Raw genomic sequence first — 25,445 nt, forward strand, 5'->3', positions numbered from 1 at the left:
TGCTACCTTGTCGTCAATTCGGGTTCAATCAATGTCGCCGCGTCCAGCAATGCCAGATCGCGCCATGCGGGGGCTGTGATCATCAAGCCCGCACCGGGTGTTTGTGGGATGGGCAGCGATATCGAGCAGCCGTCAATGACGTTTGCCAATGTGGTGTTGCGCAGAGCCAGCAGGTTGATGCGGTCAAAACTCTCATCATCGTCCAGCGTGCTCAGTTGGGGTGGCAGTATCGCGACAGTTGGCAGCACGATGGCAGCCTGACCTATTTCTTGCTGTGCATCCTTCACAATGGCGGCACGCAAGGCCAAACTCTTGGCATAGTCAACAGCCGAGGCGGTATCTGCCCGCAACATGCGCAGCTTTACCTTTGGATCGATTTGGTTGGGCTCTTGTGCATATTGCTCTGAATGGTGAACACGGCTTTCAACAGCAGAGAAGTGCCAGATCGGTAGTTTTTTATAGGTTTCAAGGAAATCAAACGCACGACGTTCAATTGTGAAACCACAGGACTCAAGCACGCTAAGGGCACTCTCAAAAGCGGCCAAAACAGGTTCTTCTAGTTGGTCCATACCAAAATTTTCAGGGACCACTAGATGTTTGACAGCGGCAGTGTCTTGGGGGCCTTGGGCGGCAAGTACCGCATAGACCCGTCGCAGGGTTTCTACATCTTTGGCAATGGCACCTACACTGTCCAGCGTTGTTGATAACGGCACAGCCCCCTCAGAGGAAACCGAGGCTGCCGTTGGTTTCAATCCCGCAACCCCGCAAAACGCGGCGGGAATGCGGAGCGATCCGCCTGTGTCGGTACCCAATGCAAAGTCAACGTCCCCTTTGGCAACGGCCGCAGCGCCGCCAGATGTGGAGCCGCCTGCAATCGCGCCCTCAATCAAAGGCGTCATGGGGGTGCCGAAATGGGGGTTCAGGCCCAAACCGGAATAGGCGAACTCGGTCATGTTATTATGCCCGACCAATTCCGCACCCGCCGCGCGCAGCAAGGCGACGGTTGGGGCGTCTTGCGTAGCAGCGGGCAGCGTGGCGCGGCTTTTGGAGCCGGCCTTGGTGACATAACCGGCTACGTCAAAAAGGTCTTTGATCCCCGCGCGCAGCCCGTTTAAGGGCCCTTGGGGGATAGGCGCTGGTGCAAAGGATTGGGTGAAGTCGGGCAGGGTTACTTTGGTCATAGTGCGATCCATCAATAGCTTAGGTCTACTAATCCGGTTGCGATAACCGGAAAGAGGGTGAGCAGCACAACCGCCAGCACAAGCAAAAGGAAGTAAGGCACAACCATTCGTGTGATTTCAAAAATGCTACGGTTTGTAAGGCCTTGAATGACGAAGAGGTTAAAACCAAGTGGCGGTGTGATTTGTGCCATCTCTACGACCACAATCAGGTAGATGCCAAACCAAATCGGATCAATGCCCGCTGCGATCACAGAGGGCAGTACCACAGAGGTGGTCAAAACCACGATAGAAATACCATCCAGAAAACAACCCAACAGAATGAAGAACAATGTCAGGACTGCGATCAAACCATAAGTGCTGAGACCGCTGGCAGAGATGATTTCGGCCAGATCAGAGGGCAGGCCAGAGAAACTCATTGCGGAGGTGAGAAAGGCGGCACCCAGAAGGATAAAGCCGATCATCGCAGATGTGCGCGTGGCGCCCATCAAGGCGTCAATAAAGGCAGCTTTGGTCAAGGACCGACCGAAGGCGGCGATCACCAGTGACCCCAGTACACCCAGTGCGGCGGCTTCGGTGGCGGTGGCAATACCTGCATAGATGGAACCGATGACGCAGAAAATCAGCCCGACCACAGGGATCAGTAACTTCATCCGGCTCAGGCGTTCCATCATCGGCACACGTGCCTCGGCGGCAGGCATTTTATCAGGGTTCATCAGCGACCATACGATGATGTAGGTAGAAAACATCGCCATCAGCATAAGGCCCGGGACAATGCCGGCAATGAACAGACGGTTGATCGAAACCTGTGCAGCAACACCGTAAACAATCATCACAACGGAAGGCGGGATCAACAAGCCCAAAGTGCCTGAACCCGCAAGTGAGCCGATTGTCAGGCGGTCATCATACCCGCGGCTGGACAGCTCAGGCAGCGAGATTTTACCGATCGTTGCCGTGGTCGCAGCAGAGGAACCGGACACAGCCGCAAAGATGCCGCAACCGACAACGTTTACATGCGCAAGCCCACCAGGGAGACGGCCCAACCACGGCGCAAGGCCAGAAAACAGGTCTTCGGCCAGACGGGTGCGGTAGAGGATTTCACCCATCCAGATAAACAAGGGCAGGGCCGTCAGGGTCCAATTGGCGGACGCGGCCCACATCGTGGTGGCATAGATCGCGTCAGCAGGTGTCGGGGTGAATAGAAGAAACACGGCAAGGCCCGCAATCAGCAGTGATACGCCAACCCAAACGCCAAGGCCTAAAAGGAAAAATAGAACCGAGAGTAGAACGACAACTTGAAGAAGACTGTCCATTTAGACCTCCGTGCTTTCAGGCGCAATGTTTGAGGTTTCTGTAGGGAGGTGCAAAACCAGACGGATGACACGTTCGGCAAATGCAAGGCTGAACAGCGCCGAGCCGATGACCATCGTAATTTGTGGAATCCACAAAGGCACAGCTACAAGGCCGTGGCTTACGTCATTGTAGCGGTAGCTGTCCCAGACAAAGCTTGCCAAAGCGACACTGCCCCAAGCCAACATCGCCAAGGCGATCAGACTGGCCGTGATGTCCATGACGCGGCCAAACGGGCCTTTGATCAGGTTGCGCAGGGAAGTGACACGGATGTGGCCGCCGCTCATCAAGGTTGAAGGAAGCGCCAGAAAGATGGAGGCGCAAAGTGCCCAAGCCGCGAAATCATCTGCGGAAGGAATTTGATGCCCGATGGCACGCAAAAAAATCTGCGTTAAAATGAGGGCGGCGATACCGCAGAGCATGGCGGCGGCCAAGGCTCCACAGGTTTTGTAGATCAAGCTTGAAAAAGCCATCGAACAAACTCCTGAAACTGAGTGCAAAAAAGGTGCCGCAATATCGGCGGCACCTTTGATTTGGTGTGCGAGAGGTTACTTGGCGAGCGCGTCGATGACCGCTTGGCCTTGCTCACCTGTTTGCTCGGCCCATTCCGCGCTCATCGTTTTCGCGATGACTGCAAAGTCGGCTTTCAGACCTTCAGGTGTTGAGATGACCTGCATGCCGTTTTCGGCCAGTGTTTCGGTCGCTGATGTCGTCGCTGCTGCGGCAGCTTCCCAACCACGTGCTTCGGCCAGATCAGAGGCTTCTTGCAGTGCCGTGGAAATTTCAGGCGACAGGGCGTCATAGGCGTCTTTGTTCACCAGAATAACGTTTTTCGGGATGAATGCTTTTACATCGTAGTAGTAAGGCACGTAGTCCCATGACTGGCTGTCCACACCCGTTGTCGGTGATGTGATCATCCCTGAAATAACACCTGTTGAGAATGCTTGGGAGATTTCCGAAGTTGCGATGGTTGCTGGAACCGCGCCCAACAATTCGGCCAGACGTGCGGTTGCGGGGTTATAAGCGCGGAACTTGACACCTTCAAACGAGGAGGCATCCGTGACTTCGGTTTGCATGTAGATGCCCTGTGGTGGCCAAGGTGCTGAGTACAGCATAACCAGACCGTCTTCGGCGAATTTCTCTTCGTAGATCGGTTTGGTTGCTTCCCACAGGGTTTTCGCGTCTTCAAAGGTTGTCGCAAGCAATGGCACAGCATCCGCTGAGAAGATCGCGTCTTCGTTGCCCAGCGCCGAGACCAGAACTTCACCAATTGGAACGATACCGCGTTGAACGCCGCGCTTGAGGTCGGCACGTTTCAGCAAAACCGAGTTAGAGACGACATCAATCGTCAAGGCACCATCGGTCAGGCGTGCGACGTCTTCGGCAAAGCTGCGTGCGGTTTGGGTCAGATAATTGCCATCGGGCGCGTGCGCCGACATCTGCCATGTTTCGGCAGAGGCAGCCAGCGGCAGGGACATCAGCGCAAGTGCTTGGGCGGAGAGTAGGACATGTTTCATTTGGGTTTCCCTTTTAGGTTGGAGAGTTGGAAATGGCAGCCGTCTGATGCGGCTGGCCACGGGTTGTTATCAGGCCGACAATTCGCGTTGGTCCAGTGACCAGAGCAGCGAAAATGTTTGTGCATCTTCCACAGCGTCACCAAGAGTATCGCGCATCTGGTGCAAGGCAGCTTCTGCGGCGGGTTCGGTTGTTGTATCAATGACGATGGCGGGCGCAAGGACGCGTCCTTGCGTGTTCTCGGAGGGCAGCGGAGTCGAGAGGGTTTCATCAGGAACGAGGTACTGACTGTGCATTACACCATCAATCTGCGCGATGTCACTTAACAACTGTGCGATTTGATCCGCATCAACCGTCGTTTCACCGACAGGTTTGTTCAGAACAATCATGGCTACATAGCCACCTGCACCAAAACCGGTTTCTTGTTCTACCGACATGACCCGGCGGCGGGTGTTGGACATGCGTGAGAAATTCAGGTTTGACCAATTTGTCTGCTGGGTGAACGCCTTGCGGTATTCATCGGTTGTGAAACACGCCAGACTATCGGCACGGTACAAGGCCAAATAGCGGCGCGCAGAGCCAGACACCGCACGGTAACGGCGTGCACCGCTAAACCCCGGAATGCGCACGCGCTCTTCCATGTGCTCGCGGTCATACCAAAGATTGAAGTCGGCTTCATGGTCGGGGTCAATATCGCTCCAAACATAAAGCTGTGCTGCAAGGGGTTGTTTTTCCACGGTCATCTGATTTCTTTCCTTTTGCGTACCGTCCCTGAACTGGCCAGCCCTGCGGCCTGACCCAACCCAGCGTCAGGCAGAGGTTGTGAGTGTTGAGCAGATCATTGTATGTGGTCGCGCAAACCGCAAACGGAATAAATTAAACGGGGCTGATCAGGTTTCTTGATCACTCCCATAGTTATGTCAGGCTGGGGGCAATACGAGGTGCGCTTCGGCGCAACTGGCTGCAAGGGCAGAAATGGCACCGTATAAATCTGCATCTGATGTCTTGTGCCAGAGGCAATAGAGCGGCAGGTCCGGCAATCTGGCATCCAGATCAAGCCGTACAAGAGTGCCTTTACCCATATCAAACCCGCAGGGTAATGTCGCCACGCCTAGTCCTCGTTCTGTAAGGCGGACAATGGCAGCCAAAGAGGTAACGCTGTGCAAGACAGGTGGTTGCAAATCGCGGGAGTTGAACAGCTCTAACGTAGAGAGGTAGGGCCGTGATCGCCTAGTAAAGGTGATCAACGGCAAGTGGGCAATATCATGTATCTCCAAGGGCCGCTTGGGCAGGCTACGGGCGAGGGTTTCACTGGTGAACCACCCCAGTTCTAGGGGGGCCAAAGGCATACTGCACACGCGCTCGGCGTTGATTTCATCGGTGGTGATCAAAATGTCCAAGCCACCGCGCTCAAACTGGCTTGCAAGGTTGCTTGTGGGTTCAACCGTCAACTCCAGCTCTAGCTTGGGAAAGGCAGATGCGATTTCGGCAATCAATTCGCCCAGCCACGTATGAACAACCGAACTGACCAAACCCAAACGTATCCGCCCCGCGCCAACCGTGACGATATTCATGGTTTCGCGCAGCGATTTTTCGGCAATAAGCACCCGTTCTGCTTTTTCCAGCATCAACGAACCGGCAGCGGTCAATCTTATCTCATGATGTTCACGGTCGAACAATTGGGTGTCAAACTCGGTCTCCAAGGCGGATATGCGACTGGAGACTGTCGCCTGAGACACGTTCAACTGGGACGCTGCAGCGCGAAAGCTGCCCAATGATGCCACGCGGATAAACGTTTCGAGAAAGCGTGTGTTCAAGGTTGGGTATCCCAGTTTTGTGCATTCGAGTTAACGAGAGAATGTAGCAGCTTCACAAAACATGTACCACGGCCAACCCGTGACAGAGCGGTTTAAGGGGGCGGGTCAACGATGCTGACCCTCCCTAGGATTTATGCGAGTGTCTTCAGGTCTTCGATGTCGAAGCCACGTAGTTCGTCCATCTGACCGTTTTTAACCTTTTGCACCCATTGGGCGTCTGAAATCAGAGCGCGGCCAACTGCGATCAGGTCGAATTCATCACGCTCCATGCGTGTGATCAACTGGTCGATCGGCGAAGTCTGCGATCCTTGACCGACAAAAGCACCACCGAAATCGGAATTGAGGCCAACGGATCCCACGCTGATGGTCGCAGCACCGGTTAGTTTTTTCGCCCAACCCGCAAAGTTCAAACCTTCCTCGCCGTCCAGTTCCGGGAATTCAGGCTCCCAGAAACGACGCTGAGAACAATGCAGCATATCAACGCCCGCTTCGACCAGCGGTAAAAGCCAGTCTGTCATTTCATCTGGACTGCCCGTCAGCCGTGCTTTGTAGTCTTGCTGTTTCCATTGGCTTACGCGCAGGATCAATGGAAAATCAGGACCAACGGCGTCGCGGATGGCCTTGATGATTTCTGCAGCAAAGCGCGAACGTTCCTTGATGGACGGGCCGTTCCACGTGTCGTCGCGCTGGTTTGCGCCAGACCAGAAGAATTGATCGATCAGATAGCCATGTGCACCGTGCACCTCAACCGCATCAAAGCCTGCATCGCGGGCTTGCTTGGCCGCGGATGCAAAAGCTGCGATTGTGTCTGCAATGTCAGCTTCGGTCATCGCTTGGCCATTGGGGTCGTTTGGACCGACAAGGCCGGAGGGGCTTTCTGCTTCTGCCTCAGGCTGCCACTTGCCGCCGCGAATCGAACCCGTGTGCCAGATCTGCGGCGCGATTTTCCCGCCCGCTGTGTGCACCGCGTCAGCGACATCCGCCCAGCCAGCCATTGCTTTTTCACCATGGAAAAATGGAATACCCGGCAAGTTGCGCGAGGCGGGGCGGTCTACTACGGTGCCTTCGGTCAGGATAAGACCCACGTCGGCGGCTGCGCGGCGTTCATAATAGTCCACTTGTGGCTGTCCGGGGATGCCGTCTTGTGCCATGCTGCGGGTCATGGGGGCCATGACAATACGGTTGCTCAACTCCATTCCTTTGAGGGAGAAGGGGCGGAAGAGTGTGTCGGTTTTCATGTCGTATCCTAATTCGCTTTTTTAGTGTCGAACAGTTAGGTATACATTTGATACCAAGTGTCTAGAGCGCACTTTGGATGCACTAAGTAACATGGAGGAAACCATGCCGCACGACACTCAATGCAACGGGTCGCGTTTTTTAGTCGATTGCCCGTCACGTTTGCTTTTCGATCAGGTCGCTGACAAGTGGTCCATGATGATCATGACCGTTCTAAACGGCGGCGGCACGCGTTTCAATGATTTGAAACGGCGGTTGGAGGGGGTATCGCAAAAGTCGCTCTCAGTGACTCTCAAACGTTTAGAGCGCAATGGCATTATTTCCCGAACCGTCGTTGCAACCACGCCTCCTGCAGTTCTGTATGAGATGACGCCGTTGGGGCTGACTCTGTTACCGCCGTTTCAAGCGATTTATCGTTGGGCTCACAACAATATGGACGCAGTGGAAGCGGCGCGCGTTGCCTATGACAGTGACCATAGCTGAGGTTGCATGAACATTCCTTGTTTTGCATTCGGAGAGTGGCCCGCCCAAAAAAGGACGAGCCAAGATTAGTTTATTCAGCACCGATTGCGGCAAGGCCTGCGCGTGCACATGTCTCGTCAATCGCGCCAGATGGTGCGCCACCGACACCGATGCCGCCGACCAATGCCTCACCAATTTTGATCGGTAGACCACCAGCTTGGATGACCATGCGGCTGTCCATATCGCGCAGACCACCGTTTTCAGGGCTGCCGCCGATAAAGTTGGCAAAACCTGCCGTGTCACGGCCCAAGCTGGCGGATGTGAACGCTTTCCCTGTGCTGGAGCCGACTGTGTGCGGACCTGCATTGTCAGCGCGCAGCAGTACTTTGGTTTCGCCGCTGCGCGCAACGATTGCGACGCTGACATTGTAGCCTTCATCGGCACATGCCGCGACAGCAGCTTGTCCCGCTGTGGTTGCCATACCCAGTGGCAGGTATGGCGCTGTTGGCAGGTCTTGGGCGACAGCCGCAATGGGGGCCAGAAGGGCGGTCGCAAGAGCAATGGAACGGATCATGGTGTATTTCCTTTTGTTGAACTGATGCTCCGGTTTTAATCCAACATGTTTGAACGTGATATTCGTAGCATCCACAAAGGTGTCCGTAGTTTTACTGATCCACGTGTTAGTCTGCTTGTGCATCCAGCCAGTACCGCGTCAGTTCAGCCGCCGAAGATGTACCTGCTTTGGCAGCAATCGCCGCACGGTGGCTCTCAACCGTGCGGGGTGACAAGGTCAGCGCTTCGGCGATTTGTTTAGTTGTCAGCCCCTTGGCTATCATCTCAAGCACTTCTTGCTCTCGTGCGGATAGATGCCTGAGCAAAGCTACAGCCTCGGCACGTTCTGCCGTTACTTGTTGGCGGGTTTCAAGCTCCGCATGGCCCTTTTGGATGGCGTCAATCAGGTCTTGTTCATCAATGGGCTTGCTGAGGAAGTCTATTGCACCATTGCGAAACGCTCGCCTACACGCCTCGATATCGCCATGTCCGCTGATGATGACCGTGGGCCATGTCACACCTTGATCATTCAGTTTTTCTTGTAATTTCAAACCTGAAATCGCGGGCATCCTGATATCAAGGATCAGGCATCCGGGAAGGAGGTCAGCGGCGTGCATCAGGAATGTCTCGGGGGATGCAAAGCTACGGACATTCAACCCGACTGTCTCCAACAGCAGGCTGAGGGCGTTGCGGACAGCTTCATCATCGTCAACGAGATAAACGTGATTATTCATGGTGCCACCGTTTTGTTAGAGAGTGGCAGCGACAAACGGAAGGTCGTCTGGTCGGTGTCATCCAGCAGTAGGATGTTTCCATCCATTTCCTCAACCAGTCTTTGACAAAGTGCGAGACCCAACCCTGTGCCATCCGGCTTACCTGTCACAAAGGGGTCAAAGATGCGGGGTTTGATGTGTTCGGGTACACCAGTCCCATTGTCGCGCACATCCAGAATGACAGATTGTTCCTCTAAATGCGTGTGAATCGTTACTTGTGCCGCATCCGAGGCGTCAAGCGCGTTGCGTACCAGATTAAACACAACCTGCTCCAATTCTACGGGATCAGCGTCAATAAAAAGAGGATCATCGTGCAGAGACAGGATGATAGTTGCGCCTTTGGATGCCGCTTCCTGTGCCAGTAGGTTTTGAACGTTGTGGGCTGCGTCATGTACGGCACATCGCGCTGATGGCGCTCGGTTCGGTTTGCTCCATCGTCTGAGCCGATCCAGAATATTCGCTGCCCGCTGTGCCTGTGATACTGTATCCTCAAAAACCTTGCCGAGACGTTCAACATCGCCGCGCCGCGCCAAATGACGGCCCGCCTGTGCTTGACTCAGGATGGCGGTCAGCGGTTGCGCCAGTTCATGCGCCATCCCGCTGGCCATCTCGCCCATTGCATTTACGCGGGATGCATGGGCCAGCCGCGTTTCTTGCGCGCTCAGCTTGGCGCGGCTTTCGGCATCTTTGGTGCGTGCCCGTTGTTTGGAGGCCAAGGCCAATAGTAAAATGAGTGTCGTGATCAGCGCAAAAACAGCCAGAACGCGTCCCATTGGTAAAACATCGGCAAGCCCGATGCGCAGAGATGTTTCAAAGATCAAAGGTTGCGACACACTGCCAAGAGGTTTGGAAAAACCTGTTTCACCCGGTGAAAATTGTCCTACCAACACCGTTTGAGCATCTGGCGTCAAAAGGCGCAACGCAACGGACGGCTGTTGCCAGAAGACATCATCCGTCGCGATCAATGCGCGGGCGTCGATGACAAGTGCTAAGCCATGTTGCGCAGCATCAGAATTGGGACTGCGTTTCACAAGCAGGTAATGATCCAGCAGATCTGGCATCTGTTGTATTTGCAAAGCGCCAGTTGAATTGCGCGCCAAATCAACGACGCGTTCCCTTGCCGCAAGCGACAGGCCGGGCTGCGTTTCTATCATCGGTTGGGATTGATCATATGGAACCAGATTCACCGACGTAATACGGGGGTAAAAACGGGTGATCGTTGCGGCGACTTCTAGCAACAAATCCTGACGCTCAATTCCACCTGCCACAAAAATGGCAGACAAGGACGTTAAATGCGCATCATGCTGATCCGCACGCTGTGACGCCAATCGATGCAACGTTGCACTTTTAGCTGTCAGTTCGCGAACCAGATTTTGCTGCTCAAAAAAAGCCACCCCGCTCAGCGCGAGTATGACGGTAAGCGTCCATAAAAATGCATATCGCCAGAGTTTGTTTGAGAATAAGGCAGCCATTTGTTTACATTGCAGATGTAGGTGCAAATACCAATCCGTATTTCTACGGTTACAAGGCTATCTCACAACTTCAACGCAAGGGGAATTTAGTGCTCAAAAATGACGTCATTTGCACGTTTCCCGGCGCCAATATGCGGCACTGATCTGAGTGGTTTTATCAAGCCCCAGTTCTTTTTTGAAATGCCCGCGTAATGATTGGGCATTTGTAAATTCGCCGGCAAAGAAGGCATATCCTGTTTCACCCTTCAGCGTGAGCTGTCTGGCTAACTCAAGGATTTCGCCCTCAAACTCATGTGGTCGGAGGGCGTGGTAGGTCAGGCCACTTTGCGGTAAATAATCTGCGCACTTCACGGCGTCAGGCAGCGCCACGATAACATGGCCCGTCGCGTCTTTTGGGAGTTGCGAGAGCAGTTGTGCCACGGCTGGTAAACCTGTTCCGTCCGCAGCGATGAAATAGGATTTGGCCACGGGCAAGTGGTCCTTGCCTGTAGGGCCCATCGCGCCAACAAGTTGTCCCGTGCAGGCGTTCTGCGCCCAGTGAGAAATCAGCCCATTGTCATGGTGGACAATGTCGATATCAACTTCCTCCAAATCGGGCCGGATGTTTTTCAAGGTGACATAGCGTGCGTGCAGTGTGTCATCTCCAGTGGGCCAGACAGGCGCACCGTTTTCGCCCATTAAGGGCCAGAGGGGCGCACGCGACGTATCATTGGGCAGGATCAGGCGAAGATGAATCCCTCGCTCTTGCAGCTCTGCGATGTCTGGATAATGCAACGTTACCCGCTGCATTCCCTCAAACAATAATTCGCTTTTTACCACGGTGAGAAGGCGGAAGTTTTCGGGTGTTGTGCCAACCTCTGCGCGCTCGTTTTTCCAACGGATGCTTTGCGCTGCTATGGCGTCAAATTCCCCGACATGGTGCACAATGCCTTCTTTTGAAAAACGCATGTCGCTTTCGCTGGGGGCTTCCAGCAGAATGCGCAGTGCGAGGTCTTTGGGTTGGATTTCGATCCTGTAGCCATCGTTTTCAAAGCTATGCGCACCATCTTCGGCAACATGAAACACCATGCCATGATCATCGCGCATATGGTCAATAAACGCGCCCAGCAAGGCTTGGGGTGATGTGAGGGAAATTGTCGTTTCAGCAGTGGCTTTTTGCATAATGGACCTATGGCTCAGCTGTTTGGGCAGGGAGAGGAATAAGGGCAGCGCAGGGATATGCGCCGCCCTTTAAGGTTACCAACTGTGGGATAGTTTGGCCTGAATTTCACGGCCCGGGCTGTAGAAATCAGCATAGAAACCGCCATAGGATGTATGCTTTTCATCAAACAGGTTGGTTACGCTAACCGCCAAAGTGGTTTGCTCGGACAAGTCATAGGAAACAGCGGCATCAACCACAACGAAACTACCCGTTTCGCCTGCAGTGTTGGAGTCGTCAAAGAAATAGCCACCGTTGTACCGAACACCAACGCCTGCCGTCAGATCACCACGCCCAAGGTTCTCCCAGGTGCGGCTGGCCCAAATCGAAGCAAGCTGAGAGGATACGAGGGCAGGGGTGTTACCCACGTTGCCTGATGTCCCGTTCTCTACGATTTCGGCATCCAGATAGCTGTAGGAAGCGGTCAGGTCATAGGCACCGATCTCGGCCTTTGCTTCCAGATCGATACCGCGCACCCGTACTTCGCCAATGGCTTCGCTCAGGTTGGTAACTGGGTTGGTACGGGTGATGTTGGTTTTGGACAGGTCATAGACAGATGCCGCAAACATCGCGTTTCTGCCAGCAGGACGCCATTTTGCGCCGATCTCAAACTGCTCGCCTTCTTCGGGCTCCACACCAGTCCCCGCAGGTACAACTGACTGTGCAAAACTACCATATATCGAAACATCAGGATTGATTTTATAGGTCAGGCCGAAACGACCCGTTGTTGCGCTGATATCGCTCTCTGAAACGGAGGCGGAGAGATTGTTTGTTTCAGTCACGTCAATCCAGTCATGGCGCAAGCCAAAGGATGCGATGACTTTGTCGCTCCAGTTCAGCTCTTGTTGCAGATAGATTGCTTTGCCATCTGTTTCTGTTTCCAGATTGGCGTACATCGGCACGGAATCAGGCGCACCGGTATATACTGGGTTGCTAATATCGACCGAGGGAGCGCCGCCAAAGTAGCGTTTATCCGCGTCATTCGAGTGTGAGAACTCAAGGCCGACCAATGTTGTGCTGCCGACATTCCCAATGACAGCATCATAGCTGAGGTGCACATCGGCGATGAAGCTTTCAGTTGTACCTTCACTGGCAAAGAACGCACGGTTGACCGTATCGCCATCGGTGCCAGCTACATAGGCATAGCCGAATTTATTCTCATCGTCACTGTAGCGCAAGTTGCCCGAGAATTTCAGGCCGTTCCCATAGTCATGCTTGGCCATGAGCGAGATGTTGGTCCGGTCGGTGCTGCGGAAGTTATAGTCGGGTTCGCCGTAGAACACATCGGAACGATCATAATCGCCGCCTACGGGGAAGCCACCACTGCCGGGTACGTAGTCACGGTTCAGATGGTCAATGACCAGTGTCAGTTCTGTAGCATCGGAAGGGCGCCATGTAAGCCCGCCCATGGCAAAGACTTCGTCGTTTTTAGAGTAAGGATATTCCAGCTCTCCGTCGCGCACCAAGCCCGTAAAGCGGTAGGTCAAAGTGCCGTCTTTGTTAAGCTTGTCACCGAAGTCGACACCAACTTCTTTGGTATTGTTTGTGCCAATCTGTGTATAGGCTTCGCCAAACTTTTCATCACGGGGTGTTTTCGTGACATAGTTCACCGATCCACCCGGGTCGGAAATACCGAAGGTGGCAGAGTTCGCGCCTTTAAACACTTCGACCCGCTCAAACGCAAACGGCTCTTCACGTACACCGCCAAAGTTGGCACCCAATGTCAGGCCGTCGCGATACGTGTAAGCTTCAAATCCACGAAGGGTGAAATAGTCAAAGCGGTCATCGGCGCCGTAGCTATCGGTGGAGGCACCTGCGGTATAGTTAAGCACCTCTTCAACCGTATCTGCATTGCGTTGTTTGATTTCTTGGCTGGTCACAACCGAAACGCTTGCCGGAATGTCCAGCAGATCACCTGTTAACTTGCCGCCTGCGCTGATCCCCGTTGCCACAATCGTTTGGGCATCAGATGCGCCACCATCGGCTTGGAGGGTGATATCATCGAGCCTGTATGCAGCATCTTGCGCAATCGCAGCCGCAGGCATCATGGCAGTGCAGCAAAGCAAAAGTGACTTGAGGGGGCCGCGCCCGATGCGCCGGGGTGTGAAAGCAGGAAGGGACAAGATGTTCTCCTAGTAGTTGAGTGAATCAGTAAGGATTCGAATATTCTGACAGATTTGAAAGCGCCAGTAGAATCCGACTTAAATTGTAAGTTATTTGCTATGCCGCTGTATTTTCAGCACGAACCACTCTGTGACGGCCGATTGGCACCATGGCAGGGGTGTGGGAAACAGGATCATTGACGATGCGGCAATCCAATCCGAATACGTCCCGTACCAAGGTTTCGTTGAGGATTTCGGCGGGGGGGCCCTTGGCGTATATTCCCTTGTTGGCGACAGCGATCAGGTGATCGGCATAGCGCGCAGCCAAGTTTAGATCGTGCAAAACCATAACGATGGTTGTGCTACGGCTGGTGTTCATGTCCACCAATAAATCCAGCACCTCTATCTGATGCGCAACATCCAGAAACGTTGTCGGCTCGTCCAATAGCAACAGCTCGGTTTCTTGCGCCAAGGCCATAGCAATCCACGCGCGTTGCCTTTGTCCGCCAGACAGGCTGTCCAGCTCACGCTCGGCCAGTTCGGTAATTCCAGTGGCCTTTAGGGCAATGGCAACAGCGCGTTCATCATCGTTACTCCAGCGGGAGAAAAGACCGTGGTGCGGGTGGCGTCCACGGCCAACCAGATCGGCCACAGTAATACCCTCAGGCGCAATTGGCGATTGCGGCAGCAGTCCCATGATTTGGGCAACCTCGCGAGAGGGCATCTGATGCACAGCTTTTCCATCCAACAGGACGGAACCAGATTTCACGGGCAGAATACGCGCCAATGTGCGCAGCAAGGTTGATTTACCTGAGGCATTGCCGCCTACAATTGCTGTTATCTTGCCAGCAGGCAGGCCCAGCGTCACATCCTGCAGGATTACCTTTTTGTCGTATCCCGCAGAAAGCGTTTTGGCTTCAAGCGTCCTGTTCATGGTCATAACGTGCCCCCATTTCTATTGGTGCGCACAATAAGATACAGCAAGAACGGCGCGCCGACCGCCCCTGTGACAACGCCTACGGGCAATCGCGTGGGCAACAAAAACTGGCCTGTGAAGTCCCCCGCCAGTACAAGTACTGCGCCTACCAGTGCAGCGGCAGCCAAAATTCCGCGTGAGCCGCCCAGCAAACGCGCAGCAATAGGACCAGATAGGAACGCGACAAAAGCGATAGGTCCAGCGGCAGATGTGGCAAATGCAACCAGCCCGACGGCTGCCAATGTGACACGCAACCGCGTGGCATCTGCGCGAACGCCAAGCGCACGTGCGGCGTCATCGCCCAATCGCAAGATGTCCAGATCCCGCGCACTTGTCAGCAGCAGCCCGCCAAACACCACCAGTGCGGCCAGTACAGGAATAACATTCGGCAGTTGCGCGCCGTTTACGCTTCCTGTCAGCCAGCGTAATGCTTCGGCGCGATCCCACGCAGGTGCTTCCAATAGGACGTAGGCAGTCACGCTATCCAGCATGGCGGATACACCGATCCCGATCAAGATAAGCCGTGCGCCAGCGGCCCCACGGCTGGAGGATAGCCCCCAGATGACGGTGGCAACCAATAGCCCAGACACGACAGCAACAACGGAAACAAGCCAGCCGTCGAAGGATAGGATTACAATCGCAAATACTGCGGCAGCGCCTGCGCTTGAACTGATGCCGATGATGTCTGGGCTGGCCAGAGGATTACGGAGCATCACTTGGAACGCGACACCGCCGAGGCCGAAACTGAGCCCTGCGAGGATCGACAAAAGCGCCCGCGGCAGTCGTAGGTCATTCACCACAAAAGAGGCGCCGGATGCTTCACTTCCAAACAAGGCAGCGATCACGTCTGGCGGTGCGATGCACCCCCGCCCGCAAGACAGGCTGAGGACGAAAAGCGCCAGCACCATCGCAGATAATAGGGCAACGACGATAAAGCTCCTCCGGTTGGCGTGTTGCCGGATATCGCCGCGCAGCTGTGTAGTTTGATCCGTTGCTTGCATGCTCATAACCCACGCATCCTTTGTCGGCGTACGGTCCAGATGAAAAAGGGTGCACCGACAAATGCCGTGACGATGCCCACATCCAGTTCATTTGGCCGCGCAATGATCCGGCCCAACACATCCGCCAGCCCCAGAAGGGTCGCACCGCCGAAGGCCGAGAGTGGCAAGAGTATTCTGTAATCAATACCCGCGATCATGCGGCACATATGCGGCACAACCAGCCCGACAAATCCAATAGGCCCGCATAAGGCGGTAGCAGTCCCACAGAGGATAATGGCACCCGCCGCTGCCATAGCGCGGCCTGTTGCTACATTTTGCCCTAAACCCGCAGCCAATTCTTCGCCCAATGCAAGTGCGTTGAGAACCCGTGCAGAGGCGAGGCTGAGCAACAGACCTACGATGAAAAAGGGGAAGGCGGGCAGGATCGTGTCAAACCGCGCACCGCCAATGCCACCGACTTGCCATGACTGGATGCTGCCCGCGATGTCATTGCGTGGTAGCACAACTGCGATGATGAACGCAGATGCAGCAATGGAAGTTGCGGTTCCCGCTAACGTGAGTTTGAGGGGGGTAGCACCGCCTTGCCCTGTAGACCCGATTGCATATACGAAAACAGCGGCAGAGCCTGCTCCCGCGACGCCCAACCACAAGAATGTTGTGGCACCGCTGATATCAAACCATGCAATACCAATTACTACAAAAAGGGCGGCACCCGCGTTGACGCCCAGAATTCCGGGATCGGCAAGCGGATTACGCGTGATGCCCTGCATGACCGCACCCGCGATACCCAACGCCCCTCCTGCCAGAACAGCCAGCAGCGTTCTGGGCATACGGACCGCCACCGCGGCGGCCCCGATGCTGTCAATGCGCCCGTTGAGGCCCGCCCAAATCTCGTGCCACGGTACACTGCGCGTCCCAACAGCCAGCGAGAGGCCGACCGTGAAAAGCGTCAGTGCAACAAAGCCGAAAATGCGAAATGTCTTATGTTGGAAGACCTTTTTCATTCTTTGCTGCGTGCCACCGCTGCTGACAGCCGGTTCAAGTAATCGTCCAACACGTAGTCAATCGAAAGAGGGGTTGGGTTGGCGGCCGTTCCCATTGGATCATTCGCCAGCAAAATGACCGATCCGCGCGCGATTGCAGGGAAGCGAGCAATCAACGGGTTTTTGGTCAATTCGTCCAACCGCGCTTGATCCCCATAGGTCACAACAACATCAACGTCGTTGAACAGATCAATCCGCTCTGCACTGACGCGGCCCGAATACTTGCCTGCTTCGCTGGCCTCGTTGACCGCTTGCGGTGTGGTCATGCCCAGATCACCCAGAAATTTGACGCGTTGATCGGCTGCGGCGTAAAAGCCGATTGTGCTCAGGTCGCGTGGATCAAGGTGTGTGACAAACATGCCTGTTTTGCCTTTGATGTCAGGATGCTTTGCTACCGCTGTTGCAATGCGCTTTTCGATGTCACCGACCATCGCCTTGCCTTCAGCCGCCATGCCAAGGCCCGCAGCGTTCTGGAGGATCATTTCACGCCATGTCGTTGTCCAAGCGGCTTCTGGATAGGCGATTACGGGCGCGATCCGGCTGAGCGTTTCATAATCGGATTTGGAGATACCTGAATAAGCCGCGAGTATTACGTCAGGATTAGTCGATGCGACGGCTTCAAAATCTATGCCATCGCCTTCATCAAACAACACCGGAGCATCGGCACCAAGGGCATCTAGTTTTTCGGTCACCCAAGGCAGCATCCCGTCACCATCGTCATCGCCCCATGACGCCCGTGCAAAGCCGACAGGCACAATGCCCAAGGCGAGTGGAACTTCGTGGTTGGCCCATCCTACAGAGGCCACACGTATTGGGCGGGTTTCTACAGTAGTCTGGCCAAAAGCGTGCTCCACTGTGACAGGAAATTCCTGCGCGGCGCTTGCGGTTGCCCAGAAAACGAAGCCGATATTCATTAAGACACGTAGCATGAGGGGTCCTATTCTAGTTTGTTGTGCAGTCTCGTACGTTTTGAGTGGTCTCCAGTGGCGAAAGACCAATTCCTGCGTGTTGGATGGGCTGATGTGCAAAGCATCGGCTCAGGAGCATGCATGCCCAGATAATGTGAGCTCTTGCGCCCATTGATTTGAACGGAACATGAGATTCCTTGCCGCGAAAGTTTTGATTTTTTTGGCTAAAGTGCATCGCACCTTTGGCTGGTTCAGGCATGGTAAGGTGAAAATCTACCTCAGCGTGCTTGATTCACTGCGTGGTACCAAAAGCGGGTAGAGGGTACAATCCCGAGTTAAACACTCAGTTATATTATTTATCTGTTCCGTGTCGGCACAGGGGACGATCCTGTAAAGTCGCGGCCTTTCACGGTGCAAAGGGTTTCTGTCGCCCATGTTCGGGCCTCACGCGAAGCGGTTTCTTATAATGCCCGCTCCTCATTGACGATGGCGGGCCCCTTTTTTGAGGGAACGATGAAACCAATTTCAGGGGCCAATCTGGGTGCTGAAACGGTGAGCCTTTGTTCTTCACACTCGTCGCGATGTTCACATCTTTACTTAGATGCAGAATGTGATGGAGTGACGGCCTACTCTAATTGCGGGGATATCTTAACCGATCGGGGTTGGCGCTTTGAAGCGTATTGAAGAGGTATGCTTTAGTGGATTTCCGATTTCGGAACCAAAAGGGAATGCAGTGCCGGTCACCTATTGTGTGCTGCGGGTGCCTCCGCAACTGTAGGCGAATATCTTTTGCCACTATGTCACTGGTTGCAACCCAAGGAAGGCGGCAATAGGCGTTTTTTCGTGAGCCATGAGACCTGCCATCAGTTGGTGTCACACACGAACACATTGGGAGAGGTGGCGGAGAAACAGTCCGTAAAATAAAACTTTTATCATATTGATTTTTATTTATAATATTAGACTGGATGGGTCGCATACCACGATTTAAACCACATCATGGTTTCTGATAAGCATCATTCTTATACCATAAGTCTTGTGAAACTAGCTGTTAATTTTGCCAGTTGCCCAGATGCAAAAGCTGCATTCGCTAAACATACAGGCCATTTAACCTCAGGTAGATTAATGAGGTCGAATGCGCGCAGCATAGTCGCAAAGGCAGTGAGAAAAGTCCTGAACGCATTTGTATAGCTCCAATCATGGCCCATTCTAAGGATGAGGCTTTATCAACAGTTTATATGCGGCCAGTTAAGGTGCTACCTCAGGGCCAGGTTTCATTGAGTGAGAGCATGAAATTAAACCAGGCAGCAAGAGTGCCATGATGCATGTCTGCGATCGGTTAAACCATTTTGTCATCATGCAGCGCATCCAAGCGCCATCGTCGCTGAAAGGTTCCGTCACCTTGTCAATCTAGCGTTCATTCTCCCAGATCAATGAAGCTTAGGTGTTTGATCCCACGGTTTGATGGTGCGATCCTTTCTCAGGAATGGAAGGAAGCAACATGGGACAAGTTCGTCACGGGAGCGCCACGACAACGCACGCTGTCAGAGCAGCAATACAGCGATCGCAAGCTTCGCTCTCGGCGCTGAGCGAGGAACTCGGCATCAATCCCAAGACCGTCGCGAAGTGGCGCAAGCGTGCGACGGTGGAGGATTTGAAGACCGGCCCTAAGAAGCCGCGCTCAACGGTTCTGACCGAAGAGGAGGAGGCGATGATCGTCGCCTTTCGACGGCACACACTGCTGCCGCTAGATGACTGTCTCTATGCTCTTCAGCCCTCGATCCCGCATTTGACCCGCTCGGCATTGCATCGGTGCCTGCAAAGACATGGCATCTCACGCCTGCCAGACGTTGAGGGCGACAAGCCCAAACGGCAGAAGTTCAAGCGGTACCCGATCGGCTTCTTCCATATCGACATCGCTGAGGTGCAGACGGCGGAGGGCAAGCTCTATCTCTTTGTGGGCATTGACCGAACCAGCAAGTTTGCCGTCACCCAGCTCGTGGACAAGGCAGATCGCAAGACGGCCTGGGAGTTCCTCGAACATCTGCTCAAGGTCGTTCCTTATCACATTCATACGATCCTCACCGACAATGGCATCCAGTTCGCCGAGCAGCCTCGCAATCGCAACACCCCTTATTCCCGGCAGATGCGCTTCGACATGATATGCGAAGCCAACGGGATCGAGCATCGGCTGACCAAGCCAAACCACCCTTGGACCAATGGCCAGGTCGAGCGAATGAACCGCACGATCAAGGAGGCGACGGTGAAGCGCTACCATTACGACAGCCACGACCAACTGCGGACGCACCTCGCGGACTTCATGGCGGCCTACAACTTTGCACGCCGCCTCAAGACGCTCAGCGGCCTCACGCCCTACGAATACATCTGCAAAATCTGGACTTCAGAGCCAGATCGATTCATTCTAAATCCGATCCACCAGATGCCGGGACTGAACACCTAGAATTCGGTCCAGACTTTTTGTACCAATTCAAGCATCTAAGCTAAGCAACCTATCACTGATACAAGGGATCCAGAGCTTGCGATGGTTAAGGCGTTTTGAACCTCCATTATTGTGTGATGATAGACATCACAAACTTGAATTCCACATAGGCCTGTGATAACTTTTTAATGGCGAAAAATCATCGGAGCTACGTTTGGTGGCACATATTTTGTTACGCAGCCCTAAGGGTAACGAGCATTATCCTGCGATTATTGTCCGTAGTCATACAGCCAAGGGCGCGAAGGTCGGCCACGGGGATGTGCTTTACGAGATAAAGACCGCCCAAGGTCGAAATTTGGGTATCAAAGCGTCAAAAGATGGATGCGTCATATCTCCTCCCTACCCAGAAGGTATGACGCTGCATGAACAGGTTGTGTTGGCTGAGTTGGATTCGGATGTGCCCCATGCGGAGGCAAAAATCACCGCAAAAACCACCGCACAAGCCGCAGAGAAAAAGCCGAAATCGCATGCCGAAGCAAGAGGCACTAAGCCCAATGGAAAACCCAGAAAGGTCATGCTGCGTACGCCTGCGCCGATATATCTCTATCCGCTCACAGTTACGTCAGCTGGTGTTGAACAGGGCACATTAGTCAGCGCAGGCGACACGTTGTATGAGCTGCGCTGCGCTAATGGGCGGGAGGTTCGAATTCCTTCGCCAGAGGCAGGGCAGCTGGCCTCCCCAGCTTATCCGGTGGGTTTTCAGTTTAATGCGCCGGCTCTTTTGGCCGAGATATCTGTTGACACAGGAAAGGCAGAGCCCGAGCCGTCATTCAAATCTGCTGGCACCGGAACCAAATCGAAGGGGGGGGCAGGCCCAAGCAATAAACCTCGGGCACAGACGCAAAGCACACCGCCACAAGAGAAAACCCGGCACGACAGGCATACGCGCAAATCCAAGCCACAAACAACGACACAGTCGCCAAAACGCCCCACTGACCCAAGGGTGCTAAAGGCGGTCGAACGGGAACGCGACACCACGCCTTCGGCCTTTCTGCGAAGTTTCTGGACGGCAGAGACGCCGGATGTGCGTTGGGGCGGTTTCGGGCCAATCTTCAAGATGTCGCTGCTTTTTACCGCCATGTTAATGGGCTTCCAACTTGTGCTGCGCGCCATAACACCCGATCTGGAACTAGAAGCACTGTTGCTTCCCGCCATGGGGATCGCCATCTTGAGCGCGTTCCTGACCGTCCGCATTGTGCGCCACTGGCGACATCGCCCGTCGCCTCCCGGGCTTGTTTTTCCACTTGCTGGGCTTGCTATATTAGGCTGTGGGGCAAGTATCATACCCGATCGCGAAATCTATTATGCAACAGGGTTTGATCCGGCAGAGATACCTATTGAGATTTTAGGCAGCATCAGTCGTGTCTTCAGTGAAGGCAACCCAACAACCGCCTCCTCGGGCACAAATTCCGAATCGTCAGGCAAATCCAGCGGCACCGCCGATGATTTTTACCTTGAGCGGATCGGTGCCAAGCCGCTGGGCGGCGCCAAAAGTCGGGCTGCGCCACCAGATTTGCAAAACAAATTCGACGACTGGATCAATTCATGACCCTTTATCGTAGTTTCCCGGCTCTTGTCCTGAGTCTGTCGATCATGACGTTGATGGCACTTTTTGCACCCGCCTTCGCCCAAGGCCAGCGCAGCTTCTCTGTCGAAAACAGGATTTACACCGGAACTTTCCGGCATTCCCACGTGCCGAAAGGATTGTTCACGGACAGTTATACCAAGATAGCGTGGGACGCCGAACTCAAAATGGGCCTGCTGTACGGTGAGCCGGTGTTCTCGACAAAATTCCGCTTTGAGATCGAGGATTGGAGATATGTGGTTCCGAGCCTTGGGCCGACAAAATACATTCAATGGACGCCTAGTTCCGGGGCCGGCCTGCAGAGGGTGGGCGGCTTACCCGCTGATGCCCCTCGGGCGATGCCTTATGAAGTGAAGCTCGGTTTTAAATTCCGCGACATAAAGAGCCGCCAGTTTGTCGAGGTCATCCAAGATATCGGTGCGCCTGGAAAGCCGGGAACTTGGTCCTTCAATGTGCCGGGCAGTCCTAACTGGGACAAAACGTTCATCGGCTTTGACGAGCCGAACAAGGGCAGTTGGCTAAACGCTGTGGATGCTAAAAACACTTGGAAATCCGAACTGGAACTGTTGAGCGTGCGCATCGTTTCAATCAAATGGTCCACCGCCGATCTGTTTGATTACCTGCGAACCTACAACATGTATGACCGCACTATGGCCACGATTGAGGCCATCAACAGGCTGCTGGATGGGGCTGAGCGTAGTTATGGGTACGATGCGCGTTTCGAGCGCCCTTCAAAGTTAAAGTACCAGAACACCCCATTCCTCGCGAGCGTCCCCCTTAAGCTGTTGCGCCAACTTGAGCGGCTGCAAAACTTGCCCGAAGAGCTCAAGCAAGGCGATGACACCGCCTATGAACAGGCCAAAGACAACGCAGAGGACATTGTCGCGGTGATGGAAGAGGATATCCGAAATTATGATGATAAAACTCCACGCCAAAAGGATTTGCCGCAAGGTTCCGAGATGATTTTTGAACAGGACGGGCTTCAACCGATCTTTGTGCAATTGCCACTGCGTTTCGAATTGATCGATCATGGTAGCGAAGATGGAGACCGCGTGCGTCTTCGTGTACGCGATAGCTCTGGACAAGTGATGGATGAATCCAAGACGCTGCGCAATGCTGGGACAGGATTTTCGCCAGCGGTGCGCGCCGGCTCGATCTCGATTTCAATTGAGGCGCTGAACGAAGGATCGTCAGGCCCCAATACTGGCACGATCGTGGTTCATTCCAAAGTGACCAAAGGGCCGAGTTCACAGCAATACAATCTGAAAACCGGCGATACAGGCACCTTGATGGTTTTTGCTCCCGCTCAATAAGGCAAATAATATGCGTTACCCTCTACAGTCTCTTCGTCAAGCGACGTTTGCCGTTGCACTGTTGATCCCCGGCGTGGGGCAGGCGCAGATGCAACCGCTTGACGCGCGTTTAACCCCGGTTGCGCGTGAGGATGTGTCACGGTCGGTGACAGCGATTGTAGGGGACATCGATCAGGCCAAATGCAGCGGGATTGCCATTGGCGATAACGCTGTCTTGACGGCTGCACGCTGTGTGATCGATCTCAAGACAGGCAAGCCACTGCCGGACCGGCAAGTGATCGCAGGCATCGATCTGGACGATGAATTTATGCCGACCAGCCGTTTTTTTCCGTCCAGATATTATATCCCTGATCCTGATGGCCCCTTTGGTAAAGCCAGACTGGCAGATCAGCCTGCAATTGTGCGTCTCCGGAGAAACACCAAGGAAAACCATGAATTCGCCAAGGGTTCGTCCCCCACGCGGTTTCACCGCACCGGAATAGACCCTGATCCGGATCGCCTGCATACGATTGCCTACACGGATGGCAATCTGTCACAAATGCATGGCGAGGGATGTGCGATCCTGTCGATCCTTGGCGACGGGCGAATGCGCCTCAACTGCAAAATGTCGAATACCGCCGCTGGTGCCCCTTTGCTTAGCCCAAGCGGGATCGTTGGCATCTATCTGAGTGAGGGCATGGGGTATTATTTTGGTGCGTCTGAGATCGCCGATCTTGAACGTATTGCGACCAAATATAAGCCAAAGCACTTTATCGAAGTTTCTAATGAAAATGAACCCAGCTTTATTTCTATGGTTTTGACCACGAATTGCCGTACGGGAGTCAAATTTTACCTACGCTATGTCGCGCTGAACGATTCAAGTAGAAAGTTTCGTCAAACGACCGGCAGGGTCGGCAAGGGGGAACAAAGGATCGTCCAGATGCGAAGCGATAACAGCATTTTTTATCTGGCCGGCAAAAGTGGTAAAAAAGTGTGGGGGCGTGATCGGAAATTTTCTGGCCGGATGTTCAGCCAGATCGATGTGAAACGCGCAGGAGACTATTTCTGGAAATTTAACTGCAACTGATCAGGCAGTTCATCCCCTTGCTTGAGGTTGATCAAATGCTAGGTTCGTTGGACGATGCTACTGATAAGTAGTTAAGGATATACCTGAGGAGTTCACCAAAGCTCAACATAAGGTGAACCTGACCCGGTTTGTTCTCTCACCTATTCTGTCTAAAAAGGTCTACCCTACATAGACAGCCTGGTTTTTCGTCGGAAGTGTATATTTTGAGTTGAAATCAGATTTAGAGACAGTATTCTAAAAAAGGTCTAGTTTCATAGGAGACGAGTATGTCCATTGTTGGCTACCGTCGCGTCAGTACTCTTGAGCAAAACTTCGACAGGCAAGATTTGGGGCCGGTTGATAAGCTCTTTGAAGAAAAGCTATCGGGTAAAAGTACCAAAGATCGCCCAGCGCTCAATTCCATGCTGGATTGGGTGCGAGAAGGAGACACTGTTATCGTGCACAGCATAGATAGGTTAGCCAGAGATCTCCGCGACCTGCAGACGATCATTCAAGGACTGAACGACAAAGGTGCCTCAATAACATTCAAAACTGAAGGACTTATATTTTCGGCGAAGTCGGATGACGCTTTCGCCACGCTCCAACTTCAGATGATGGGAGCCTTCGCTGAATTTGAGCGAAACATTATCCGGAAACGTCAAGCAGAGGGAATCGCCAAAGCAAAAGCAAAAGGGCTGTATAAGGGCCGCCCGAAAGTTGTCGATGATGCTAAAGTTAAAGAATTGCGCAACTCAGGTATGGGGGCGACTGCGATTGCCAAGGAGCTTGGCATCGGGCGAGCCACCGTCTACAAGTCGTTGGGATCTTAAAACCTCGGATTGAAACTGAAGTGCGGAATACCGACCAAACCCATCACCATCGAGCAGATGAAGGGAACTATCGGCTCACTCTTGTTGCTTTGGTCGGGTATCGAACAGTCCCTTAATGAAGCAATTGAAAATCTGCACACAGAGAAGATGTCCAAATCGGTTCATGGCATATCAAGGTCTATTGATGTGTGGTCACTGGCGGTCAAACAAACGGATAACACCAGTACACTTCATGCGGACCTTTGCGATCGCTTTGTCAGAATGCTTAAGGAAGCGCTCGTGATCAGGAACTTCGTATGTCACGGATTGACTGGAATCTCCGCGCGACTTCACAGCGGTAACCCAGAAGCACATCTTCAAGTGCAGCTTGGGGAGGATACACGTCTCCTGACCTGGCACCAACTCGATGAAATGTTTAGATGGATGTCGAGGAGTAGGTGGCTGATCAGAGATTTGACCGAGGCCGCCATGGAAAATGACGCCCAGCGAGCCAATAACAGTAAGCGGTGCGTCGATCCCACCTATTTGACGTAATTCCACGGTAGCAGATCGTTGATCTGGCTTTGTTTGTGGCCTGCAACGATGGCTGTGA

23 protein-coding genes and 1 riboswitch are annotated in these 25,445 nt (G+C 53.7%); of the genes, 6 read left to right on the plus strand and 17 right to left on the minus strand.

Annotated features, from left to right (window positions below; translation table 11 throughout):
• Positions 1 to 2: 2 nt before the first annotated feature.
• The 7 genes from GGR95_RS17180 to GGR95_RS17210 form a co-directional block, all read right to left on the minus strand.
• Positions 3 to 1,181 (minus strand): amidase family protein, encoded by a 1,179-nt coding sequence (locus GGR95_RS17180; protein ID WP_184568024.1) that lies wholly within the window; start codon positions 1,179 to 1,181, stop codon positions 3 to 5.
• 11 nt (positions 1,182 to 1,192) lie between these two features.
• Positions 1,193 to 2,491 carry a TRAP transporter large permease gene (locus tag GGR95_RS17185; RefSeq protein ID WP_184568026.1) on the minus strand — a complete coding sequence of 433 codons (1,299 nt, stop codon included), beginning with the start codon at positions 2,489 to 2,491 and terminating at the stop codon, positions 1,193 to 1,195.
• Entirely contained in the window at positions 2,492 to 3,001 is a 510-nt protein-coding gene (locus tag GGR95_RS17190; protein WP_184568028.1) for a TRAP transporter small permease, read from the minus strand. It lies immediately after the preceding gene.
• 75 nt (positions 3,002 to 3,076) lie between these two features.
• Positions 3,077 to 4,045, minus strand: coding sequence for a TRAP transporter substrate-binding protein (locus GGR95_RS17195; protein WP_184568030.1), 969 nt, complete (start codon positions 4,043 to 4,045; stop codon positions 3,077 to 3,079).
• A gap of 69 nt (positions 4,046 to 4,114) precedes the next feature.
• On the minus strand, positions 4,115 to 4,786 hold the full coding sequence (locus GGR95_RS17200; RefSeq protein WP_184568032.1) for a DUF4286 family protein: 672 nt from the start codon (positions 4,784 to 4,786) through the stop codon (positions 4,115 to 4,117).
• 177 nt (positions 4,787 to 4,963) lie between these two features.
• Positions 4,964 to 5,860: a LysR family transcriptional regulator gene (locus tag GGR95_RS17205; RefSeq protein ID WP_184568034.1), complete on the minus strand. Its 897-nt coding sequence runs from the start codon at positions 5,858 to 5,860 to the stop codon at positions 4,964 to 4,966.
• A 131-nt stretch (positions 5,861 to 5,991) separates the two neighbouring features.
• The gene (locus tag GGR95_RS17210) at positions 5,992 to 7,098 is read right to left on the minus strand and encodes an NADH:flavin oxidoreductase (RefSeq protein ID WP_184568036.1); all 1,107 of its coding nucleotides are present in this window, start codon (positions 7,096 to 7,098) and stop codon (positions 5,992 to 5,994) included.
• 91 nt (positions 7,099 to 7,189) lie between these two features.
• On the opposite strand from GGR95_RS17210, the gene GGR95_RS17215 reads away from it, so the two are divergent.
• Positions 7,190 to 7,579 (plus strand): winged helix-turn-helix transcriptional regulator, encoded by a 390-nt coding sequence (locus tag GGR95_RS17215; RefSeq protein ID WP_221384989.1) that lies wholly within the window; start codon positions 7,190 to 7,192, stop codon positions 7,577 to 7,579.
• Positions 7,580 to 7,649: 70 nt separating this feature from the next.
• Here the strand turns inward: GGR95_RS17215 and GGR95_RS17220 are convergent, their stop codons facing one another.
• The 9 genes from GGR95_RS17220 to GGR95_RS17260 form a co-directional block, all read right to left on the minus strand.
• The gene (locus GGR95_RS17220) at positions 7,650 to 8,132 is read right to left on the minus strand and encodes a GlcG/HbpS family heme-binding protein (protein WP_184568040.1); all 483 of its coding nucleotides are present in this window, start codon (positions 8,130 to 8,132) and stop codon (positions 7,650 to 7,652) included.
• 106 nt (positions 8,133 to 8,238) lie between these two features.
• Complete coding sequence (locus tag GGR95_RS17225) at positions 8,239 to 8,844, minus strand: response regulator transcription factor (protein ID WP_184568042.1); 606 nt, start codon at positions 8,842 to 8,844, stop codon at positions 8,239 to 8,241.
• Positions 8,841 to 10,355, minus strand: coding sequence for a sensor histidine kinase (locus GGR95_RS17230; protein WP_221384991.1), 1,515 nt, complete (start codon positions 10,353 to 10,355; stop codon positions 8,841 to 8,843). The genes GGR95_RS17225 and GGR95_RS17230 overlap by 4 nt, the downstream gene beginning before the upstream one ends.
• Before the next feature lie 105 nt (positions 10,356 to 10,460).
• Entirely contained in the window at positions 10,461 to 11,516 is a 1,056-nt protein-coding gene (locus GGR95_RS17235) for a siderophore-interacting protein (RefSeq protein ID WP_184568044.1), read from the minus strand.
• Positions 11,517 to 11,591: 75 nt separating this feature from the next.
• Positions 11,592 to 13,676 carry a TonB-dependent siderophore receptor gene (locus tag GGR95_RS17240; protein ID WP_246423434.1) on the minus strand — a complete coding sequence of 695 codons (2,085 nt, stop codon included), beginning with the start codon at positions 13,674 to 13,676 and terminating at the stop codon, positions 11,592 to 11,594.
• A gap of 97 nt (positions 13,677 to 13,773) precedes the next feature.
• Positions 13,774 to 14,595, minus strand: coding sequence for an ABC transporter ATP-binding protein (locus tag GGR95_RS17245; RefSeq protein WP_281395974.1), 822 nt, complete (start codon positions 14,593 to 14,595; stop codon positions 13,774 to 13,776).
• Positions 14,592 to 15,632, minus strand: a complete 1,041-nt coding sequence (locus tag GGR95_RS17250) for a FecCD family ABC transporter permease (RefSeq protein WP_184568073.1) — start codon at positions 15,630 to 15,632, stop codon at positions 14,592 to 14,594. Before GGR95_RS17250 ends, GGR95_RS17245 begins: the two co-directional genes overlap by 4 nt.
• 2 nt (positions 15,633 to 15,634) lie before the next feature.
• Positions 15,635 to 16,636, minus strand: a complete 1,002-nt coding sequence (locus GGR95_RS17255; protein ID WP_184568046.1) for a FecCD family ABC transporter permease — start codon at positions 16,634 to 16,636, stop codon at positions 15,635 to 15,637.
• Positions 16,633 to 17,604 carry an iron-siderophore ABC transporter substrate-binding protein gene (locus tag GGR95_RS17260; protein ID WP_184568048.1) on the minus strand — a complete coding sequence of 324 codons (972 nt, stop codon included), beginning with the start codon at positions 17,602 to 17,604 and terminating at the stop codon, positions 16,633 to 16,635. Before GGR95_RS17260 ends, GGR95_RS17255 begins: the two co-directional genes overlap by 4 nt.
• 661 nt (positions 17,605 to 18,265) lie before the next feature.
• Positions 18,266 to 18,462: riboswitch (cobalamin riboswitch) on the plus strand.
• 619 nt (positions 18,463 to 19,081) lie between these two features.
• Here GGR95_RS17260 and GGR95_RS17265 point away from each other — a divergent pair.
• The 5 genes from GGR95_RS17265 (at position 19,082) to GGR95_RS17285 (ending at position 24,853) form a co-directional block, all read left to right on the plus strand.
• Positions 19,082 to 20,041 (plus strand): IS481 family transposase, encoded by a 960-nt coding sequence (locus tag GGR95_RS17265; protein WP_184568049.1) that lies wholly within the window; start codon positions 19,082 to 19,084, stop codon positions 20,039 to 20,041.
• A 196-nt stretch (positions 20,042 to 20,237) separates the two neighbouring features.
• Positions 20,238 to 21,629: a hypothetical protein gene (locus GGR95_RS17270; RefSeq protein ID WP_184568052.1), complete on the plus strand. Its 1,392-nt coding sequence runs from the start codon at positions 20,238 to 20,240 to the stop codon at positions 21,627 to 21,629.
• 44 nt (positions 21,630 to 21,673) lie between these two features.
• On the plus strand, positions 21,674 to 22,978 hold the full coding sequence (locus tag GGR95_RS17275) for a hypothetical protein (protein WP_221384993.1): 1,305 nt from the start codon (positions 21,674 to 21,676) through the stop codon (positions 22,976 to 22,978).
• A 232-nt stretch (positions 22,979 to 23,210) separates the two neighbouring features.
• Positions 23,211 to 24,044: a hypothetical protein gene (locus tag GGR95_RS17280; RefSeq protein ID WP_184568057.1), complete on the plus strand. Its 834-nt coding sequence runs from the start codon at positions 23,211 to 23,213 to the stop codon at positions 24,042 to 24,044.
• A gap of 266 nt (positions 24,045 to 24,310) precedes the next feature.
• Entirely contained in the window at positions 24,311 to 24,853 is a 543-nt protein-coding gene (locus GGR95_RS17285) for a recombinase family protein (protein ID WP_184568059.1), read from the plus strand.
• A gap of 192 nt (positions 24,854 to 25,045) precedes the next feature.
• Here GGR95_RS17285 and GGR95_RS18845 read toward each other — a convergent pair.
• Positions 25,046 to 25,445: hypothetical protein (locus tag GGR95_RS18845; protein ID WP_221384995.1), on the minus strand; the 400-nt coding region annotated here is incomplete at its 5' end.

It is taken from the genome of Sulfitobacter undariae (assembly GCF_014196805.1).
GTDB classification, from domain to species: Bacteria; Pseudomonadota; Alphaproteobacteria; order Rhodobacterales; family Rhodobacteraceae; genus Sulfitobacter; species Sulfitobacter undariae.

What these genes read in the sequence shown, in the direction of transcription:
- GGR95_RS17230 (WP_221384991.1), bottom strand. Translation starts at nt 10,355, where the DNA reads ATGGCTGCCTTATTCTCAAACAAACTCTGGCGATATGCATTTTTATGG.
- GGR95_RS17260 (WP_184568048.1), bottom strand. Translation starts at nt 17,604, where the DNA reads ATGCTACGTGTCTTAATGAATATCGGCTTCGTTTTCTGGGCAACCGCA.
- GGR95_RS17210 (WP_184568036.1), bottom strand. Translation starts at nt 7,098, where the DNA reads ATGAAAACCGACACACTCTTCCGCCCCTTCTCCCTCAAAGGAATGGAG.
- GGR95_RS17265 (WP_184568049.1), top strand. Translation starts at nt 19,082, where the DNA reads ATGGGACAAGTTCGTCACGGGAGCGCCACGACAACGCACGCTGTCAGA.
- GGR95_RS17185 (WP_184568026.1), bottom strand. Translation starts at nt 2,491, where the DNA reads ATGGACAGTCTTCTTCAAGTTGTCGTTCTACTCTCGGTTCTATTTTTC.
- GGR95_RS17255 (WP_184568046.1), bottom strand. Translation starts at nt 16,636, where the DNA reads ATGAAAAAGGTCTTCCAACATAAGACATTTCGCATTTTCGGCTTTGTT.
- GGR95_RS17215 (WP_221384989.1), top strand. Translation starts at nt 7,190, where the DNA reads ATGGAGGAAACCATGCCGCACGACACTCAATGCAACGGGTCGCGTTTT.
- GGR95_RS17200 (WP_184568032.1), bottom strand. Translation starts at nt 4,786, where the DNA reads ATGACCGTGGAAAAACAACCCCTTGCAGCACAGCTTTATGTTTGGAGC.
- GGR95_RS17180 (WP_184568024.1), bottom strand. Translation starts at nt 1,181, where the DNA reads ATGACCAAAGTAACCCTGCCCGACTTCACCCAATCCTTTGCACCAGCG.
- GGR95_RS17190 (WP_184568028.1), bottom strand. Translation starts at nt 3,001, where the DNA reads ATGGCTTTTTCAAGCTTGATCTACAAAACCTGTGGAGCCTTGGCCGCC.
- GGR95_RS17235 (WP_184568044.1), bottom strand. Translation starts at nt 11,516, where the DNA reads ATGCAAAAAGCCACTGCTGAAACGACAATTTCCCTCACATCACCCCAA.
- GGR95_RS17225 (WP_184568042.1), bottom strand. Translation starts at nt 8,844, where the DNA reads ATGAATAATCACGTTTATCTCGTTGACGATGATGAAGCTGTCCGCAAC.
- GGR95_RS17250 (WP_184568073.1), bottom strand. Translation starts at nt 15,632, where the DNA reads ATGCAAGCAACGGATCAAACTACACAGCTGCGCGGCGATATCCGGCAA.
- GGR95_RS17245 (WP_281395974.1), bottom strand. Translation starts at nt 14,595, where the DNA reads ATGACCATGAACAGGACGCTTGAAGCCAAAACGCTTTCTGCGGGATAC.
- GGR95_RS17195 (WP_184568030.1), bottom strand. Translation starts at nt 4,045, where the DNA reads ATGAAACATGTCCTACTCTCCGCCCAAGCACTTGCGCTGATGTCCCTG.
- GGR95_RS17285 (WP_184568059.1), top strand. Translation starts at nt 24,311, where the DNA reads ATGTCCATTGTTGGCTACCGTCGCGTCAGTACTCTTGAGCAAAACTTC.
- GGR95_RS17275 (WP_221384993.1), top strand. Translation starts at nt 21,674, where the DNA reads ATGACGTTGATGGCACTTTTTGCACCCGCCTTCGCCCAAGGCCAGCGC.
- GGR95_RS17220 (WP_184568040.1), bottom strand. Translation starts at nt 8,132, where the DNA reads ATGATCCGTTCCATTGCTCTTGCGACCGCCCTTCTGGCCCCCATTGCG.